This is a genomic window from Rhizobium sp. BR 317, assembly GCF_047445835.1.
In the GTDB taxonomy this organism is placed as follows: Bacteria; Pseudomonadota; Alphaproteobacteria; order Rhizobiales; family Rhizobiaceae; genus Rhizobium; species Rhizobium paranaense.
On the sequence record NZ_JARWLB010000002.1, the window covers coordinates 167,282 to 184,628 of the forward strand.

At 59.7% G+C, this 17,347-nt stretch carries 17 protein-coding genes; 9 read left to right on the top strand and 8 right to left on the bottom strand.

Translation table 11 applies throughout. From position 1 onward, the window contains the following. Positions 1–29: 29 nt before the first annotated feature. Entirely contained in the window at positions 30–473 is a 444-nt protein-coding gene (aac(6'), locus tag QD357_RS03385) for an aminoglycoside 6'-N-acetyltransferase (protein WP_414124091.1), read from the bottom strand. A 322-nt stretch (positions 474–795) separates the two neighbouring features. Here aac(6') and bmt point away from each other — a divergent pair, with 322 nt between their 5' ends. Continuing rightward, positions 796–1,809 (top strand): betaine--homocysteine S-methyltransferase, encoded by a 1,014-nt coding sequence (bmt, locus tag QD357_RS03390; protein WP_107108346.1) that lies wholly within the window; start codon positions 796–798, stop codon positions 1,807–1,809. Positions 1,810–1,902: 93 nt separating this feature from the next. Here bmt and glf read toward each other — a convergent pair whose 3' ends face one another. From glf to QD357_RS03405, 3 genes are all read right to left on the bottom strand, one after another. Beyond that, the gene (gene glf, locus QD357_RS03395) at positions 1,903–3,078 is read right to left on the bottom strand and encodes a UDP-galactopyranose mutase (RefSeq protein WP_107108347.1); all 1,176 of its coding nucleotides are present in this window, start codon (positions 3,076–3,078) and stop codon (positions 1,903–1,905) included. A gap of 85 nt (positions 3,079–3,163) precedes the next feature. Further along, positions 3,164–4,303, bottom strand: coding sequence for a DUF707 domain-containing protein (locus QD357_RS03400; RefSeq protein ID WP_414124039.1), 1,140 nt, complete (start codon positions 4,301–4,303; stop codon positions 3,164–3,166). A 22-nt stretch (positions 4,304–4,325) separates the two neighbouring features. After that, on the bottom strand, positions 4,326–5,297 hold the full coding sequence (locus tag QD357_RS03405) for a hypothetical protein (RefSeq protein ID WP_107108349.1): 972 nt from the start codon (positions 5,295–5,297) through the stop codon (positions 4,326–4,328). Between the two features lie 271 nt (positions 5,298–5,568). Here QD357_RS03405 and QD357_RS03410 point away from each other — a divergent pair, with 271 nt between their 5' ends. After that, positions 5,569–6,780, top strand: coding sequence for a glycosyltransferase family 2 protein (locus tag QD357_RS03410; protein ID WP_181316065.1), 1,212 nt, complete (start codon positions 5,569–5,571; stop codon positions 6,778–6,780). Between the two features lie 6 nt (positions 6,781–6,786). Here QD357_RS03410 and QD357_RS03415 read toward each other — a convergent pair whose 3' ends face one another. The 3 genes from QD357_RS03415 to QD357_RS03425 form a co-directional block, all read right to left on the bottom strand. After that, positions 6,787–7,509 carry a phosphodiester glycosidase family protein gene (locus tag QD357_RS03415; RefSeq protein ID WP_181316073.1) on the bottom strand — a complete coding sequence of 241 codons (723 nt, stop codon included), beginning with the start codon at positions 7,507–7,509 and terminating at the stop codon, positions 6,787–6,789. A 96-nt stretch (positions 7,510–7,605) separates the two neighbouring features. Continuing rightward, positions 7,606–8,298: a 4Fe-4S dicluster domain-containing protein gene (locus QD357_RS03420; RefSeq protein ID WP_107108351.1), complete on the bottom strand. Its 693-nt coding sequence runs from the start codon at positions 8,296–8,298 to the stop codon at positions 7,606–7,608. 101 nt (positions 8,299–8,399) lie between these two features. Further along, on the bottom strand, positions 8,400–9,977 hold the full coding sequence (locus QD357_RS03425) for a trimethylamine methyltransferase family protein (protein ID WP_028752248.1): 1,578 nt from the start codon (positions 9,975–9,977) through the stop codon (positions 8,400–8,402). Positions 9,978–10,250: 273 nt separating this feature from the next. On the opposite strand from QD357_RS03425, the gene QD357_RS03430 reads away from it, so the two are divergent. Continuing rightward, positions 10,251–10,952: a corrinoid protein gene (locus QD357_RS03430; RefSeq protein ID WP_107108550.1), complete on the top strand. Its 702-nt coding sequence runs from the start codon at positions 10,251–10,253 to the stop codon at positions 10,950–10,952. A 63-nt stretch (positions 10,953–11,015) separates the two neighbouring features. On the opposite strand, the gene QD357_RS03435 is transcribed toward QD357_RS03430, so the two are convergent. Beyond that, positions 11,016–11,177: an entericidin A/B family lipoprotein gene (locus QD357_RS03435; protein ID WP_107108352.1), complete on the bottom strand. Its 162-nt coding sequence runs from the start codon at positions 11,175–11,177 to the stop codon at positions 11,016–11,018. A gap of 18 nt (positions 11,178–11,195) precedes the next feature. Here QD357_RS03435 and QD357_RS03440 point away from each other — a divergent pair, with 18 nt between their 5' ends. The 6 genes from QD357_RS03440 to QD357_RS03465 all read left to right on the top strand — a co-directional run bounded on the left by QD357_RS03440 (position 11,196) and on the right by QD357_RS03465 (position 17,335). Beyond that, the gene (locus QD357_RS03440) at positions 11,196–11,834 is read left to right on the top strand and encodes a DUF1638 domain-containing protein (protein ID WP_107108353.1); all 639 of its coding nucleotides are present in this window, start codon (positions 11,196–11,198) and stop codon (positions 11,832–11,834) included. 229 nt (positions 11,835–12,063) lie between these two features. Beyond that, the gene (locus QD357_RS03445) at positions 12,064–12,366 is read left to right on the top strand and encodes a virulence factor (RefSeq protein WP_107108355.1); all 303 of its coding nucleotides are present in this window, start codon (positions 12,064–12,066) and stop codon (positions 12,364–12,366) included. Next, positions 12,359–12,937, top strand: coding sequence for a methylenetetrahydrofolate reductase C-terminal domain-containing protein (locus tag QD357_RS03450; protein WP_107108356.1), 579 nt, complete (start codon positions 12,359–12,361; stop codon positions 12,935–12,937). The genes QD357_RS03445 and QD357_RS03450 overlap by 8 nt, the downstream gene beginning before the upstream one ends. A 4-nt stretch (positions 12,938–12,941) precedes the next feature. Continuing rightward, the gene (locus QD357_RS03455) at positions 12,942–14,048 is read left to right on the top strand and encodes a methylenetetrahydrofolate reductase (RefSeq protein ID WP_107108357.1); all 1,107 of its coding nucleotides are present in this window, start codon (positions 12,942–12,944) and stop codon (positions 14,046–14,048) included. Between the two features lie 104 nt (positions 14,049–14,152). After that, a complete protein-coding gene (locus tag QD357_RS03460) occupies positions 14,153–15,121 on the top strand; it encodes a methyltetrahydrofolate cobalamin methyltransferase (protein WP_107108358.1) in 969 nt (322 codons plus the stop codon). A 180-nt stretch (positions 15,122–15,301) separates the two neighbouring features. Further along, positions 15,302–17,335: an ASKHA domain-containing protein gene (locus QD357_RS03465; RefSeq protein WP_107108359.1), complete on the top strand. Its 2,034-nt coding sequence runs from the start codon at positions 15,302–15,304 to the stop codon at positions 17,333–17,335. The last annotated feature ends 12 nt before the right edge of the window (positions 17,336–17,347 follow it).

The window sequence follows — 17,347 nt, forward strand, 5'->3', positions numbered from 1 at the left end:
AGCCATCCTCGTGGAAGGGCAATACCGGCCTACAGTGGCTTTCGGAAGAACACGACGCGCTGTGTCTCCTCAAATCCTAAAGCGGTATGGAGCGCATGGCTGGCTGAATTCTCAAGCAGCGCGTCTGAGCCAAACTCAACACATCCAAGCGACTTCCCCCAATCAGCAACGGCATTGCAAAGCAATCGTGCGATACCCTTTCGCCTGTCAACGGGCCGGACATAAATCCCTTCGAGGAATAGAACGGGCGAGCTGCTGCATCCATTCACATAATCATATCGCAAAGTGGCCTCAGCAAACCCGACAGCTTCTTTCGCAGCGTTTCGAGCGATGAAGGCGACGGCTTCTCCACTTTCTGAAAGAAACGCCCGGCCCAACTCAGCTCGATGATCTTCAAGCGAGTGATGCGGCCACAGAGCAACGCGAAGCTGCGCCCATGGCTCAACATCTTTTATAGTCCCAACCTCAATCATCGATTCCATATTGCGGTTCTCTTCTTGTCTCAAAAACCCCAATTAAAGCGACAGTTTTGCAGCAGGTGAGTGCGCAGAATGCTTCACGAAGATATTTCCAGCAAGATAAACCGCCCCAAACACCCATGCCACAGGGGGATTCGGCACCAGTATCTACTTGGATTCCACATTTCGGTTGGGGGCTGGCCCCCTGCCCTGGGCGCTTTTTTCTTTTAGACCGCCTTATCGAGCAACCTCTGCCTTTATCCCGGGATTGTACTCATATAAAGAAATGTTTATATCTGCATTTCAATCCGGTTTATCTGACATTTGAGGAGACGCCATGACCGTCACAGCCAATCCCTTGACCGATCTTCTAGCCGAAAAGGGCGTACTGCTCGCTGATGGCGCGACCGGCACCAATCTTTTCGCCATGGGCCTGGAGGCCGGTGAAGCTCCGGAGCTCTGGAACGAACAGCATCCCGACCGCATCACCAAGCTGCATCAGGATTTCGTCGACGCCGGCGCCGACATCATTCTCACCAACACCTTCGGCGGCACCCGCCACCGTTTGAAGCTGCACCATGCGCAGGACCGCGTTCACAGCTTGAACAAGACGGCTGCCGAAATTGCCCGCGCTGTCGCCGACAAGGCTGGCCGCAAAGTCATCGTCGCCGGCTCGGTCGGCCCGACCGGCGAATTGCTGATGCCGCTTGGCGCACTGACCTATGAGGACGCCGTGGCCGCTTTCGCCGAGCAGATCGAAGGTCTGAAAGCCGGTGGCGTCGATGTCGCCTGGATCGAAACCATGTCATCGCCGGAAGAAATCCGCGCCGCCGCGGAAGCCGCCGTCAAGGTCGGCCTGCCCTACACCTATACCGGCTCCTTCGATACCGCCGGCAAGACGATGATGGGTCTTCATCCGAGAGACATTCACGGCGTTGCCAAGGATGTGGGTCAAGGTCCGCTCGCCGTCGGCGCCAATTGCGGCGTCGGCGCATCGGATATCCTCTCAAGCCTGCTCGACATGACCGATGCCGATCCGGCTTCGGTCGTGATCGTCAAAGGCAACTGCGGCATTCCGGAATATCGCGGCGCCGAGATCCACTATTCCGGCACGCCGCCGCTCATGGCCGATTACGCCCGCCTCGCCCGCGACGCCGGCGCCAAGATCATCGGCGGCTGCTGCGGCACTTCCTGCGGCCACCTTGCCGCCATGCGCGAAGCGCTCGACAGCTACACGCCCGGCCCGCGCCCGACGCTGGAAACGATCATCGATCGGATTGGCCCGCTGCGCAACAAGACGGCCAACGAAGGCGGGGCCGCCCCGACCCGCGAGCGCCGTCGCCGCGGATAAAAACAATTGGGCGGGATGACCTTTGAATGGTCATCCCGCCCTCACCTCAAATGGCGCTGAAGGTCCATTGACCCTTCGAGCTCAGCCCAAAGCCTATTTTTCGCCGCCCAGGATACGGCCCTCGGTGAAATGCGGCACGACGCGGCTCTCGAACGCCTTCAGGGCCGCGCCGATTGCCTGGTGCATGTCGAGATATCGATAGGTGCCGAGCCGTCCTCCGAAATGGACGTTGACTTCCGCTTCCGCACGCACCCGATATCGCAGGAAGACATCCTTGTCCTGCCGGGTGTCGATCGGATAGTACGGCTCATCCTTTCGCTGCGCCGAGCGCGAATATTCCCTTACGATGACAGTCTTTTCGGTCTGATAGCTTCTTTCCGGATTGAAGTGGCGAAACTCCAGGATGCGCGTAAAGGGGATCGTCTCATCGGCATAGTTCATGACCGCCATGCCCTGGAAATCGCCGGTGTTGACGGTCTCCTTTTCGAAATCGATCGTGCGCCAGCCCAATTCCCCTTCCGAATAGTCGAAATACCGATCGATCGGACCCGTATAGACAATCGGCAGGCCCGGCGGCAGCGAGGATTTCAGCGAAAAGAAATCGACGCCAAGGGCGATATTGATCTTCGGGTGGTTCAGCATCCGCTCGAAGATCGCCGCATAGCCGTCGACCGGCAGGCCCTCGTATTTGTCGTTGAAATATCTGTTGTCGTAGGTGTAGCGGACGGGCAGCCGCGTGATGATATGCTCCGGCAGATCGCGGGGGTCGGTCTGCCACTGCTTTGCGGTATAGCCGCGGATGAATGCCTCGTATAGGGGCCGGCCGATCAGGGAAATTGCCTTCTCTTCCAAGTTCGCGGGATTGCGCCCAGCCATCTCGGCCGCCTGATCCGCGATCAGCGTCCGCGCTTCAGCCGGAGAAAGTCGCCGGTTGAAGAACTGCGAGATGGTGCCGAGATTGATCGGCATCGCATAGACCTGATCCCGATACGTCGAATAAACCCGGTGCTTGTAGTCGGTAAAACCGGTGAACCTGTTCAGATAGGTCCAAACGGTTTCGTTTGGCGTATGGAAAAGATGCGCCCCGTAACGGTGGACTTCAATTCCGGTCTCGCTGTCGAATTCACTGTAGGCATTACCGCCGATGTGACTGCGGCGATCGATCAGTAGAACGTTCTTTTGCAGTTCGTTCGCAACCCGTTCGGCAATGGTCGCACCATAGAAACCTGCGCCGACGATCAGCAGGTCAACGTTGGAAAAATCGATCATGAAACTTTCAGGTCCCTCGGGATTGGAAGAGAAATCGGCTTGCTGGCTTGCCCCTCGACACATCGCCATCCGCAAGCCGCATGCATCAATTTACGCCTGGAATCGGCTTGTAACTAAACCCGTAGCTTCTCCAGAGCGCCGCTTGCTCGGCAATGGCGGACCGCACGTCATAGCTCGCGCCGATCGGCCTCGTGTGAACGATTCCAACCGCGTCGATGATGCCCATGCGCGTTGCAGGCCGTCCGAGGAATGAGGGCCACAAATGGTCCAGACCATAACCCGAGACCGCATCCTTGATGCTGCCGACGCAGATGCGGAGAGCGCGGCGCGAAAAGACCGGGCACATGATTTCGACGAAGGGTTCGAAGCGGACGTCGCCGCCTTGGCGTTGAGCGGTGATCGGATGATTGATGTGGCAGCCGGGTTCCTGGCGCAGCGATGGCTGAGCCAGATCCAGCCCGTATTTGCGCGACAGATGGAACATCTTGTTCAAATCCGGTCCGCTGCACAGCAGATCGTCGTCAGGCAACCAGATGCGATCGTAATTCCAAAGCGGGCTATCTTCATAAAACAGATCGAAGATCGGCTTGAATTTCCGCTGGTTCGGCGCATGAGTCAGATATTCAGGCGAAACCGACGGGTCGGGAATTTCGTTTCCGTACCAACTGACGCACAGATCCCAGGTGCGGGTATTGTCATTGAGCCCTTCGAACCAGCGCGGATGCAGCGATGAACCATTGGCGCGAACGACGACGAGATTGGCCCGGCGTGCGCCCACGGGCGGCTGTTTGATGAATCTCGCCCGACGCTCCATGTGCGGTGGCGTTGCCGATACCGGATGCGGCGGATGATCGACAAGGTTCAGAATGTAGATGGCGTCGACGCCGGCAAGAACGGCGCGGCCGGCAAGCGCCACGACCGCTGAATTCACGACGCGAGCCGCGTTGAATACGATCGCTGGCATCCCTTGACTGTCGAGGATGCAGAGCTTTCCATCAGCCACATACCAATGATCCAGCGATCCATGAAAGGCATTGCCGACCAATCCCTCGGGAGCAAGCACTAGAAACGGCAACAATTCCCGCCCGTCCAGATCGCCCAATTGCCAGGATGTACCGGAAAGCATCTCTGCCTGCAAATATGGAGCATCGGACCACTGCGCGGCAATTGCCACACGCTCCGCCTGCGTAAGAGTTTGCAGATTGCTCGCTGCAAATGACGTCATAGACTGCCCCTTATTCCTGGATTCAATGGCGCGCGCTGGCCGAAAGCCGCTGAACCTTTACAGTTTCCCTGAGCTCCGAAATTTCGATCCGCAGCTTCTCGACCTTATCGCTCAGTTCTTCGACCTGAACCGATATGATGTCGTCGTTCGGATCGACCGTTGACGGCGCCGCCTTCGGATATCCAAGCTCCATGGGAGCCTGCCGCGGCAAGGGCTGTTCCAGCGTAACCTTTGGAGCCACCGGCACGTCGAATTCCGCGCCGAAGAAATGCAGCCACATGCGCTCAAGCATATATCCGTAGACGGGCATGCCTAACGTCGCCTGATATGTAATTTCCAGGCTCTTCCGCGGCCATTTGGCGATGAGGTTGTTACGAACGGCGAAGATCGCACCGTAGGTGAACACTCCAAAAGAATGCGCCCGCGCTTTGTCCGCCAACTCATCGAGTCCGCATTTCCGCAGGAAATCGCTGGCAACGTTTTCTCCTTCCGGCGGGTTGCCGTGGAACGCGCAATAATCACGGCTGGTGCCCAAAGCGCCTTCGTCGACGAAATCCGGCGGACCCCAACTAGACAAAGAGAAACGTTCCGGACGAACACGCAGACGACCGCCCAGGCGTCGTTCGTAGTCCGCGAGCAAGGACGCCGGTGGAATATTGTGATCGGCCTGCCATTGCCAGGTCAGCGGCTGCAGGCTGTCCCATTGCCGCCAGTTTTCCAGCAGCGGCAGGAAATCCGGACTATGGGTAAAGGGATCGCCTTGCGAGAAGACCGTGAAGGAATCGGCGTCCCGCGGTACCGTCAGCATATGGTGGATGTATGTTTCGGACTCCCGCCCAACATTCTGCCTGTCGATGATGTGATCGGCTCTGTCAATGATGAGCGGATCGCTGATCGGCTCGCCCTTGTTGTAGATGTAGACCTCGAAATCGTCGGGAATGTTCAGGACCCAATCGAGAGACTCTTTATAGCGGGCAATAACAATTGAGTTCATATGACATCTCCAGGCACCGGCAGCCGCCAACGGCGGCATAGATGAAATCGCGCCTCGATTAATCGCCCCGCGCTGCCGACCCTGCCGTATCAAGTTCGACGAACCACCTTGGCAGAGGGATAAAAATCAAAGCTTGCACCGGGCTGGAGGCCGTATGTCGCTTCACACTCGCCTGGAATGAGCGTGAATTCTCCAGCCCCGCGAAAGCAACCTCTCCTATCCAACGGCAAAGCTCGCGATCCGAATCGCGCCGATGCCTCTGGAGAAGTCGATGTCCTCTATTGAATCCCCCGTCCTTTCGATCTGCGTTCCGACCTACAATCGCCAGTTCATGCTGGAGCGCAATGTAAGCTTCCATCTGGACGCGTTTCGCCGGCTCGGCATTCCCTTTGAGATCGTGATTGTCGATGACTGCTCGACGGACAATACCGCTGGCTATGTCCAATCCATCTCGCATCACCCGGAAGTCAGCGCCTACCGCCGCGCAAGCAATTCCGGTTTTCTCAGCAACTATGCCTTCGCCATGCAGCGTGCCCGCGGTCAATACGCAGTTTTCCTCGGGGACGACGACTTGCTCATTCCGGAAAAGGTCGTCGAATACATCCGCTTGATGGCGGAGGACCAGCGGATCGGCATGGTGCAAGCGCCGTGGATGCTTGTCGATGGACGGCCGGGCGGCGGCGACATGCAGCCCTTTTATCACCTGTCCTATCCGACGCGTCATTCGAAGGGCGATTTCCATTCGATGCTGGAATTCATCCTCGAGCGACACGTCTTCCCTGAGTTCATGATCATCCGGCGCGACGTCCTGGCCAAGTCTATCTCCAGCCCGACGCCCTTCATCTTCTGGGCATTTCTTTATACGACGCGCGCGCTCGACAAGGCCGACATTCTCTTCATGCCGGAACCCTTCGCACGCGTAACGGCGGTCTCCGACGACCCGCGCCTGCAGCAGGGTAACAAGGAATGCATGTTCCAGTGGGACACCTACAGAGGCGGCCTGGAATATCTCGCCTCTCAGGCCCTTCGCGACGGCAAGCTTCCCGCCGATTACCGGACGTCTCTGGTGCAGCGCATCACGCAATTCATGCTGCAGCGCCAGGCCGTCGCCATGCGCCTGCATGTCAACGCGCAGAATTGGGTCGAGGCCTACATCATGTATCATCGCATGGCGGCCTATCACGCCGCGCCGCTTCCGCCGGAATCCTATGATCAGATCCGCAAGCTCGCCGGTATCGCGACAGCCGCAACGGAAGCGATCGCATTCAACGGCGAACCGGTCATCATCGAGCCGATCATCGACGACACGACGATCAATCTTCTGTCGCCAGCGATCCGGGAACGTTTGAGCCGGGAAGCGCCGCAGCTCGATAGGTCCGACAAGCCAAGGGCGTTCCTTCGCTTCACGCAGAACTTTCCGCCCAATCCCGGTCCGAGAGACGGGCTGTTCGATATTCTCACTTATATCGAACAGTTCGTTTGAGGCTCCTCAGCCCGGCAGCAGCTCCGTCACCGCGATGATCGGGCCGAGCGGGAATAATTCATCCCGCCTCTGCCATTCCGGTATATCGAGGCTGGAGATGCTGCCATCGAGGAAGAGTGCATTGGCGCAGCCGAGATCGTCACGGAACAAAGTCGCAAAATCGTGGAAGCGGACAGCGCCGTCAGATACGGCGAAGATGACCTTGCCATCGGCTGACACGCCGACGCCGTTGCGCGTCTTGAAACTGGTGCTGTCGGCGAGGAACGACGGATGCAGCTTGCCGTCGATCACCAGCATCGGGCCGGATTGCGTCGCGTAGAAAGGCTTGATGCCGGAAGCCTGGAAGGCTTTGCTCTCCATGATGCCGGCATGGCCCGGCTGAAGATAGAAGACGCCGTTCGGCAGTAGATGAAAATTGCCCCACCCCTTGTTGGTGTTGATCTCTCTCTGTTGCTTGCCGTCTTCGACATAGAGGCCGACCGGCGATTGGTCATCCCGGTACATGCCGCCATTCATCGCAAATCGGATGTAGATGCGGTCCTGGCGAAGATCGTTTTCCAGCGCTCGGAACGAGCCATAGGGCTTGCCGCTGCGGTCGTTCTGGTAGAGCCGGATACCGTCGGTGGCGGGATCGAAGGTGCAGACGGTATAGCTGTCGCCAAGATGCTGAACCTTGCGGCAGGCCTCATCAGCAAACGCCGTGGTGGCGCAGGTGAGGATGGCGAACATGGTCAGCAACCGAATCAAACGCTTGGGCTCCGCAGCGAATTTCGAAGCTTTAAGGGCGCAATCAAAATGCGGCAAAAGAAGGAAATTCCTTCCTTTTTAAGACCGAAGTGCCGCCATGTGAAAAGCGAGCTGCGCCTGCGGATAGCGATAGGCCGATCCCACTGGGCAGGCATTGCGCGCCAGGCAGCCGCTAATTATGCAACCGGTTTTCCCTGCATCCGTCCGGAGATGCGACCGACAGGCGGCTACGTCGAAACCGACCGATGTGACGGCCTCGACGGGACAGGCGGTCAGGCAAGGCTTTTCGTCGCAATGATCGCAGGGATGTGCAGCCATCGTCCCTGCCCCATCCACTTCGATTATGTCGGCAAACCCGAGCGCACCGCGATAACCGTGCCACAAGCCATAGTCCGGATGGATCAGGATGCCGAGCGGCGAAGCCTTCAAACCTTCCGCCTGCATTGCCCATCGCTGGAACGGCTGCCACGGCGGATCGGAGGGGAAATAGGCTGTCGCATTGAATACCGCGGCTAGAGGCCTTATGATCGCCTTCGACCACTCGTCCAGCGGATCGGTATGATCCGCATTTTCGGGCGATTGCCGCCATCGGGAAAACGGCTCCCAGATGGAACCGCCGATATTGCCGAGCAGGATCACGCTTCGCGCCGGCGTCCCGTCGGCCAATGCCGGTCCCTCGCCTTCGCCGAAGGAAATGATCCCACGAACAAAAACTCCGTGCGGCGCAAGCGCCGCACGGAGTTCGCTGACAATCGCGGAGCCGCCACTCATCGCGGCCCCTTATATTGATAGTGCGGCCGCCAGACCTCTTTCTGAATCAGATCGGCGACGCGAACCGCACCGCCTTGCTCCCTGGCGGCCTCGGGCTCTCTTCAGGTGAAAGCGTCCGGCATCGAATCCTTGCGCTTCTGGATATAGGCCAGCAGCGCCTCATCGATCGCCGGATCAAGCGGCGGTGCTTCGTAATGGTCGAGCCAGGAGCGGCAAAGCGCATTGGCGCGTTCCTCGATGCGCTTCTGACCTTCGATTTCCCACTGTTCGAAGGAATTGTTGTCAGCCAGCGCCGAACGGTAGAAGGCCGTCTGGAAGTTGGCCTGCGTATGGCCGCAGCCGAGATAGTGGCTGCCGGGGCCGACTTCGCGGATGGCATCCATCGCCTGGCCGTTTTCTGAGAGATCGACGCCCTCGGCCATCTTCTGCATCATGCCGAGCTGATCCTGATCGATCATGAACTTCTCGTAGGAGCTGACGAGGCCGCCTTCGAGCCAGCCAGCGGCATGCAGCACGAAATTCGTGCCGGCAAGCAGCGTCATGTTCAGCGTGCTGGCCGATTCATGAGCCGCCTGCGCATCCGGCACCTTGGAAGCGCAGAGCGAACCGCCGGTACGGAAAGGCAGTCCGAGACGACGGGCAAGCTGGGCCGAGCCGTAGGACACCAACGACGGCTCCGGGGTGCCGAAGGTCGGCGCGCCCGACTGCATGGAGATGGAGGCGGCGAAGGTGCCGTAAAGCACCGGCGATCCCTTGCGAATCAACTGCGTGAAGGATGCACCGGCCAGAACCTCGGCCAGGATCTGCGTCAGCGTGCCGGCAACCGTCACCGGGCTCATCGCGCCGGAGAGAATGAACGGCGATACGACGGAGGCCTGGTTATGCCGCGCGTAGACCTTCAATGCACCGAGCATGGTCTCGTCGAACACCATCGGCGAATTGGCGTTGATCAGGTTCAGCGTGACGCAATTGTTTTCGACGAACTCGTCACCGAAAACGATCTTCGCCATGGCGATCGTGTCTTCGGCACGTTCCGGCGCGGTCACCGAACCCATGAACGGCTTGTCCGAATATTTGATATGGCTGTAGACCATATCGAGATGGCGCTTGTTGACCGGGATGTCGACCGGCTCGCAGACCGTGCCGCCGGACGAATGGATCGACGGCGCCATATAGGCGAGCTTCACGAAATTACGGAAATCCTCGATCGTCGCATAACGACGATTGCCTTCGAGATCGCGAACGAAGGGAGGGCCGTAAACCGGCGCGAAGATCGTTGCCTTGCCGCCGACCTGGGCGTTGCGGGCGCTGTTGCGCGCATGCCAGGTGAATTCCTTCGGCGCGGTCTTCAGGAGTTCGCGGCAAAGCCCTTTCGGGAAATGCACCCGCTGCCCCTTAACGTCGGCACCAGCTTCCTTCCAGAGTTCCAGTGCTTCCGCATCGTCGCGAAACTCGATGCCGATTTCTTCGAGCACGGTGTCAGCATTGCGCTCAATGAGCTGCAGGCCTTCCTCGTCCAGGACCTCGTAGACACCGATCTTGCGCTGGATATACGGGAGCGACGGACCTGGCCCGCCACCGCTGCGTGATGCGCGCCGCGCAGCCGCACCCCTGCCCTCGCCGCGCGAACGCCGTCCGCCACCATCACCTGCGGCCGGTTGCTCAATCATATCATCCATGATGCTTCCTCACTCTTGCGCATGAATACGTCTGTACAATTTGCCCCATGCTACCCGATTCCGTCGCACGGACATTCCTTTATGCGCCAGTGACTAGCATAGGACAGACATGGCCGGCGTGAAATTGCTTCATATCCATCTGTTCCTTCCGTCGCGATTTATCTGCGTCACGTCGCTTTCGAAAAGGGTTTTGTTAGGCTTCCGGTCTATCGATAAAGACAGCATTGTTTTATAGAAGCCCCTGATGCATCGCACGAAAACGGGATGGAGCGCATGTCTGACGAAGAAATCATTCTCTCGGAACTCTCGGACGAGGAACTTGTGCAGCAGATGCACGACGACCTCTATGACGGACTGAAGGAGGAAATCGAGGAAGCGACAAATATCCTCCTCGAACGCGGCTGGGCACCTTATGACGTCCTGACCCAGGCGCTTGTCGAAGGCATGCGTATCGTCGGTATCGACTTCCGCGACGGCATTCTCTTCGTTCCCGAAGTGCTGCTTTCCGCCAATGCCATGAAGGCTGGCATGTTTATCCTGCGGCCGTTGCTGGCGCAGACCGGTGCTCCGAAGCTCGGCAAGATGGTGATCGGCACCGTCAAGGGCGACATTCACGACATCGGCAAGAACCTCGTCGGCATGATGATGGAAGGCGCCGGCTTCGATGTCGTCGACCTTGGCATCAACAACCCGGTCGAAAACTATCTCGACGCCATCGAGCGCGAACAGCCGGATATTCTCGGCATGTCGGCGCTGCTGACGACCACCATGCCGTACATGAAGGTCGTTATCGACACGCTCAAGGAAAAGGGCATGCGGGATGATTATGTCGTCCTCGTCGGCGGTGCGCCGTTGAACGAAGAGTTCGGCAAAGCGGTCGGTGCTGATGCCTACTGCCGTGACGCGGCCGTGGCGGTCGAAACCGCCAAGGACTTCATGAAGCGCAAGCACAACAGCCACGCTGCCAGCGCCTGATCGCGACGAATGCCAAGGCGGCGGCATCCATTAGGGTTGCCGCCGGCCGATCGGCACCCCAAATCAGTTGACGACGGCCCTCTTTACGCTGTGACCGGCGCTCTCGGTTGCGTTGACGGCATTGGCGGTGTCCCTGCCCACGCCGCGAATTGTGTTGGCACATGAAGCGAGTACCATAAGGACTGCACAGGCGGCGGCGATTTTGGTGAGTGTCGGTGCTGTCATGATCGGAGCCCTTTCGGAATGGATATTGATCGGCAAGAGGCGGAGACAAACACGCCGCCCAATGAACGCACAATCGCGCAAAAAGTTCATGTGATCGCGTGCGGTGCAATCGCGCGCGAAATACTCGCGATCGCCAGAATCAATAACCTCGATCATATCGACCTGCACTGTCTTCCCGCGATCTACCATTCCTATCCACAGAAGATTGCCCCTGCCCTCAAAGAGGCGATTGCGGATGCCCGCTCACGCGGCTTCGAGAAGATTTTCATCGGCTATGCCGATTGCGGCACCGGCGGCGATATCGACAAAATCTGCGAAAAAGAAGGCATCGAACGCCTTTCCGGCCCGCACTGCTATTCCTTCTTCAGCGGCAACGAAGCCTTTTCCACTCGCGAGGATGACATTACCTCGTTTTTCCTCACCGATTTCCTGGCGCGTCAGTTCGAATCCTTCGTCATCGTGCCGCTCGGCCTCGACCGGCATCCAGAGCTGAAGGAAATGTATTTCGGCAATTACCGCAAGGTCGTCTATCTCTCGCAGGAAGAGGATTCGGCACTGCAGGAAAAGGCAAAAGCGGCAGCGACCTATCTCGGCCTCGACTACGAATATCGCTTCACCGGCTATGGCGATCTCGCCCGCGAATTGAAGGCTGTCTGATTACGACATTGCCCAACGCCGCCCCACTTGCGGTTGCCGCCGGACCCGGCCATGTTGAAAGCCCCGAATCCCAGCGAAAAACAAGACGATGTCACTTAGAGGTGACCAGAAGTGTCGGTTATGCGCAGATGGTTTCGACATCGCGTCGTTTTTTGGCATGGGCCGCGTCGTCGCAAGCGCAGTCCCCAGATCGGCGGACGTGCATTCTTGTTCAAAGAGGAGAATTTGCATGGCAGATCGCATTGTCGTCTACTGGCGGGACATTCCTGCCCAGATCATCATCAAGAAAGGACGGCAATCGGCCAAGCGTGAATTGTCGCTGCGCTTCACGGAAGCGATCGACATGTGCGCCATGCGCACCGGCGCTGCCGAGACTGACGACTACTTGGCCGAATGGCGCAAGGCCGATCCCGTGCCAGTCTCCGACGATCTTGAAGCAGAGGCCGACAAGGCCGCCAGCGAACTCGAAGCCGCCTATGATCGCGAGCGCCTGGTAGCGTTGGTGAAGGCCGGAGGACGTGACAATGGCTGATACCGTCCAGAAACCAGGCAACGCCGCGGCGGGTGCGAAGGCAGCCACCGGCGCCTATACGCCATCGGGTGTTTCGCCGAACCGCCGCGCTCGTCGCAAATACACTGTCCGTCTCTGGGCCGTGCGTCATTCGCGTTTCCTCGAGTGGTTCTATCACCGCTTCGCCGACGCCTTCCTCCTGCTGCATCCGCTCTGGAAGTCCATCGGCTATGCGCGCGTCGAACGGCCGATCACCTTCGTCGAGCGCAACGTGAAGGGCTTTCTCTTCGATTGCCGCATGTGCGGCCAGTGCGCCTTATCGTCGACCGGCATGTCCTGTCCGATGAACTGTCCGAAGCAGTTGCGCAACGGCCCTTGCGGCGGCGTGCGCGCCAATGGCAATTGCGAAGTCGAGCCCGATATGCCTTGCGTTTGGGTGCAGGCCTGGAACGGCTCGCGCAATATGAACGGGGGCGATGCGATCTTGAATGTGCAGAAGCCGGTAAACCAGTCGCTGCGGGAAACATCCTCGTGGCTGCGCGTGACCGCTGAAGCTGCGGCAGCGCGCGAAGCGAAGAAGAAGGAAGCCTGATCGAATGGCGCATATTGATGAAAACCCGCTTGGCGCGCATCTGCCGCTCGATCCCCTGCCGGGCCACTCGTCGCTTGGGCGGCTTGAGCGTGTGCTGCGCCGCGGCGAGTTCGCCGTCACKGCCGAGCTGAACCCGCCCGACAGCGCCAATGCGGAAGATGTCTACGAGCGCGCCTCCATTTTCGATGGCTGGGTGGACGGCATCAACGCCGTCGATGCCTCCGGCGCCAATTGCCATATGTCCTCGGTCGGCATCTGCGCGCTGCTGACGCGCATGGGCTATGCCCCGATCATGCAGATCGCCTGCCGCGACAAGAACCGCATCGCCATCCAGGGCGACGTGCTGGGCGCTGCTGCCATGGGCGTCTGCAACATCATGTGCCTGACCGGTGACGGCGTGCAGGCCGGCGACCAGCCGGGCGCCAAGCCGGTTTTCGATCTCGACTGCATGTCGCTGCTCGAAACCGTTCGCATGATGCGCGACAACGCCAAGTTCCTCTCCGGCCGCAAGTTGACGTCACCGCCGAAAGTCTTTCTTGGCGCTGCCATCAACCCCTTTGCGCCGCCCTACGACTTCAGGCCCTATCGCCTGGCGAAGAAGATCGAAGCCGGCGCGCAGTTCGTTCAAAGCCAATATTGCTACGACGTGCCGATGTTCCGCGACTACATGAAAAAGGTCCGCGATCTCGGCCTGCATGAGAAGTGCTTCGTCATGGTCGGTGTCGGACCGCTGGCTTCCGCCAAGACCGCTCGCTGGATGCGCTCGAACGTGCCGGGCGTGCATATTCCGGACGAGGTGATCAAGCGCATCGAAGGCGCTCAGGATCAGAAAAAGGAAGGCAAGCAGCTCTGCATCGACATCATCAACGAGGTGAAGGAGATCGAGGGCGTTTCCGGCATCCACGTCATGGCCTACCGCCAGGAAGAATATGTCGCCGAGATGGTGCACGATTCGGGTGTCCTGAAAGGCCGCCAGCCCTGGAAGCACGAGGCGAGCCGCACCGACGCGCTCGTCGCCGAGCGGCTGGAGCATATCCGCGGCGGCATGGAGGAGAACCAGCAGCAAATGGCCGAAGCCGCCGCCCATCATCCGCCGCACCTGGCGCATTGAACCAGAATGTTCTTAACAGGCCCGCGGGAAGCCGGCCTGACTTGTAACCGAATTCATCGCACGATAGACCACCTCTATCGGGCCAACTGACCAGAGGATCAGACATGACGCGCACCATCGTTGCTTCAGCCACTCGCGAAATCATCATTGGTTTCGACCAACCCTTTTGCGTGATCGGCGAACGCATCAACCCGACGGGGCGCAAGAAGCTGGCCGCCGAGATGATCGAAGGCAATTTCGAGACGGTCATCAAGGATGCGCTGGAACAGGTAGCCGCCGGCGCGACCATGCTCGACGTCAACGCCGGCGTCACCTCGGTCAATCCGAACGAGACCGAGCCGGGCCTGCTGGTGAAGACGCTGGAAATCGTCCAGGGCCTCGTCGACGTGCCGCTGTCGATCGACAGCTCGGTAACCGCCGCTATCGAGGCTGGCCTGAAGGTCGCCAAGGGTCGTCCGCTGGTCAATTCCGTGACCGGCGAAGAAGAGAAGCTCGAAGCCATCCTGCCGCTGGTGAAGAAATACGACGTACCCGTGGTCGCCATCTCCAATGACGAGACCGGCATTTCCATGGACCCCGACGTACGTTTCGCCGTCGCCAAGAAGATCGTAGAGCGCGCGATGGACCACGGCATCAAGCCGCATGACATCGTCGTCGATCCGCTCGTCATGCCGATCGGCGCGCTGGGCGACGCCGGCCGTCAGGTCTTCGCGCTGCTGCACCGCCTGCGCAACGAGCTGAAGGTCAACACGACCTGCGGCCTCTCCAACATCTCCTTCGGCCTGCCGCATCGCCATGGCATCAATGCCGGCTTCATCCCGATGGTAATCGGCGCCGGCATGACCTCGGCGATCATGAACCCCTGCCGCCCGCAGGAAATGGAAGCCGTCCGCGCCGCCAACGTTCTGAACGGCACCGACGCTAACTGCACCAACTGGATCATGACCTATCGCGACTACAAGCCGGCCGAGGGTGGCGCAGTAGCTGCCGCTGCCACGACAGCGCCGGCAGCCGGCGGCGGACGCCGTGGTGGACGCGCGGCCCGCACTGGAGCAGGCGCTTCGAGGGAGTAAAACCCCTCATCCGTCTTTTCGCGATTTCGCTTCGCGCAAATCGCTCAAATCCACCTTCTCCCCGTTACACGGGGCGAAGGCGCTTCGCTACTCCGTCGTCCCCTCTCCCGTTCATGGGGAGAGGCTAGGGTGAGGGACAACCGGGGCCTCCGTAGGGAAATTGTCCGAAAGCCGAGTCCAATGACCAACTTAGACCCCCTCGTCCTCTTCATGCCCTCCGGCAAGCGCGGCCGTTTCGCGGTCGGCACACCGGTGCTGGAGGCGGCGCGACAGCTTGGCGTCTATGTCGAGAGCGTCTGCGGTGGTCGCGCGACATGCGGACGCTGCCAGGTGTCGGTGCAGGAAGGCAATTTCGCCAAGCACAAGATCGTCTCTGCCAATGATCACCTCTCGCCGATCGGGCCCAAGGAAAAGCGCTACGCCGAAGTCCGCGACTTGCCGGACGGACGTCGCCTCTCCTGTTCAGCCCTGATCCAGGGCGATCTGGTCATCGACGTGCCGCAGGATACGGTGATCAATGCGCAGGTGGTCCGCAAGGCCGCCGACGAGCGCGTCATTGCCCGCGATACGGCCGTGCATATGTGCTACGTCGAGGTCGAAGAGCCGGATATGCACAAACCGTCAGGCGATCTCGACCGGCTGAAAGCCGCATTGGCCGCCGACTGGAAATACGACAATCTCGAAATCGATTTTCATATCATCCCGCAGGTACAATCGATCCTGCGCAAGGGCGAGTGGAAGGTTACGGCCGCGATCCACAGGGATCGTGAGAGCGACCGTCCGCGCCTGATCGCACTTTATCCGGGCCTGAAGAATGAGGCCTACGGCATTGCCTGCGATATCGGCTCGACGACAATTGCCATGCATCTCTCTTCGCTGCTGTCGGGCCGCACAGTGGCATCCGCGGGCGCATCCAACCCGCAGATCCGCTTCGGCGAAGACCTGATGAGCCGCGTCTCCTATGTGATGATGAATCCGGACGGCCGCGGTGCCATGACCAACGCCGTGCGCGAGGCGCTGAACGGGCTGATCGACAAGGTCTGCGCCGATGGCGGTGCATCGCGCCAGGACATTCTGGACGCCGTCTTCGTCGGCAATCCGATTATGCACCACCTTTTCCTCGGTATCGATCCGACCGAGCTCGGCGGCGCCCCCTTTGCGCTTGCCGTCTCTGGCGCGGTGCATCTGACAGCAGCCGAAATCGGCCTGCCGATGAATGCCGGCACGCGCGTCTACATGTTGCCCTGCATCGCCGGCCATGTCGGCGCCGATGCCGCCGCCGCGACGCTGGCCGAAGGGCCGCACCGGCAAGACGAAATGATGCTGCTGGTCGATATCGGCACCAACGCCGAAATCGTGCTMGGCAATAGCAATCGTGTCGTCGCAGCCTCCTCGCCGACCGGCCCGGCCTTCGAAGGCGCCGAGATTTCCAGCGGCCAGCGCGCCGCTCCCGGCGCCATCGAGCGCGTGCGCATCGATCCCGTCACCCTTGAGCCGCGCTACCGCGTCATCGGCATCGAACCATGGTCAGACGAACCCGGTTTTGCGGAAGCCGCCGCCACAGTCGGCGTMACCGGCATTTGCGGCTCGGCCATCATCGAGGTAGTCGCCGAGATGTTCCTGACCGGCATCATTTCCGAAGACGGCGTTGTCGACGGCAGCATGGCGGAACGCTCGCCACGCATCCTGCAAAACGGCCGTACCTTCTCCTATCTGCTGCGCGATGGCGAACCCCGCATTACGGTGACGCAGAATGATATTCGCGCCATTCAGCTCGCCAAGGCCGCGCTTTATGCCGGCGTCAAGCTGCTGATGGACAAGCAGGGCATCACCCATGTCGACCGCATCGGCCTTGCCGGCGCCTTCGGCACCTTCATTGATCCGAAATATGCCATGGTGTTGGGTCTGATTCCGGACTGCGCCCTTGACAAGGTGAAGGCGGTCGGCAACGCCGCCGGCACCGGCGCTCGCATGGCCCTCCTCAACCGCGGCCACCGCCGCGAGATCGAGGAAACCGTCAGCAAAATCGAGAAGATAGAGACGGCGCTTGAATCAAAATTTCAGGAGCATTTTGTCTACGCGATGGCGCTGCCAAACAAGGTCGATGCCTTCCCCGAACTGTCGAAAGTGGTGACGTTGCCGGAACGCAAGCAGCTTGCCGACGATGCCGCTGGCGAAGGCGGCGGCCGCAGACGTCGCCGCAGCCGCGAGTAATAGGTGAAAGGC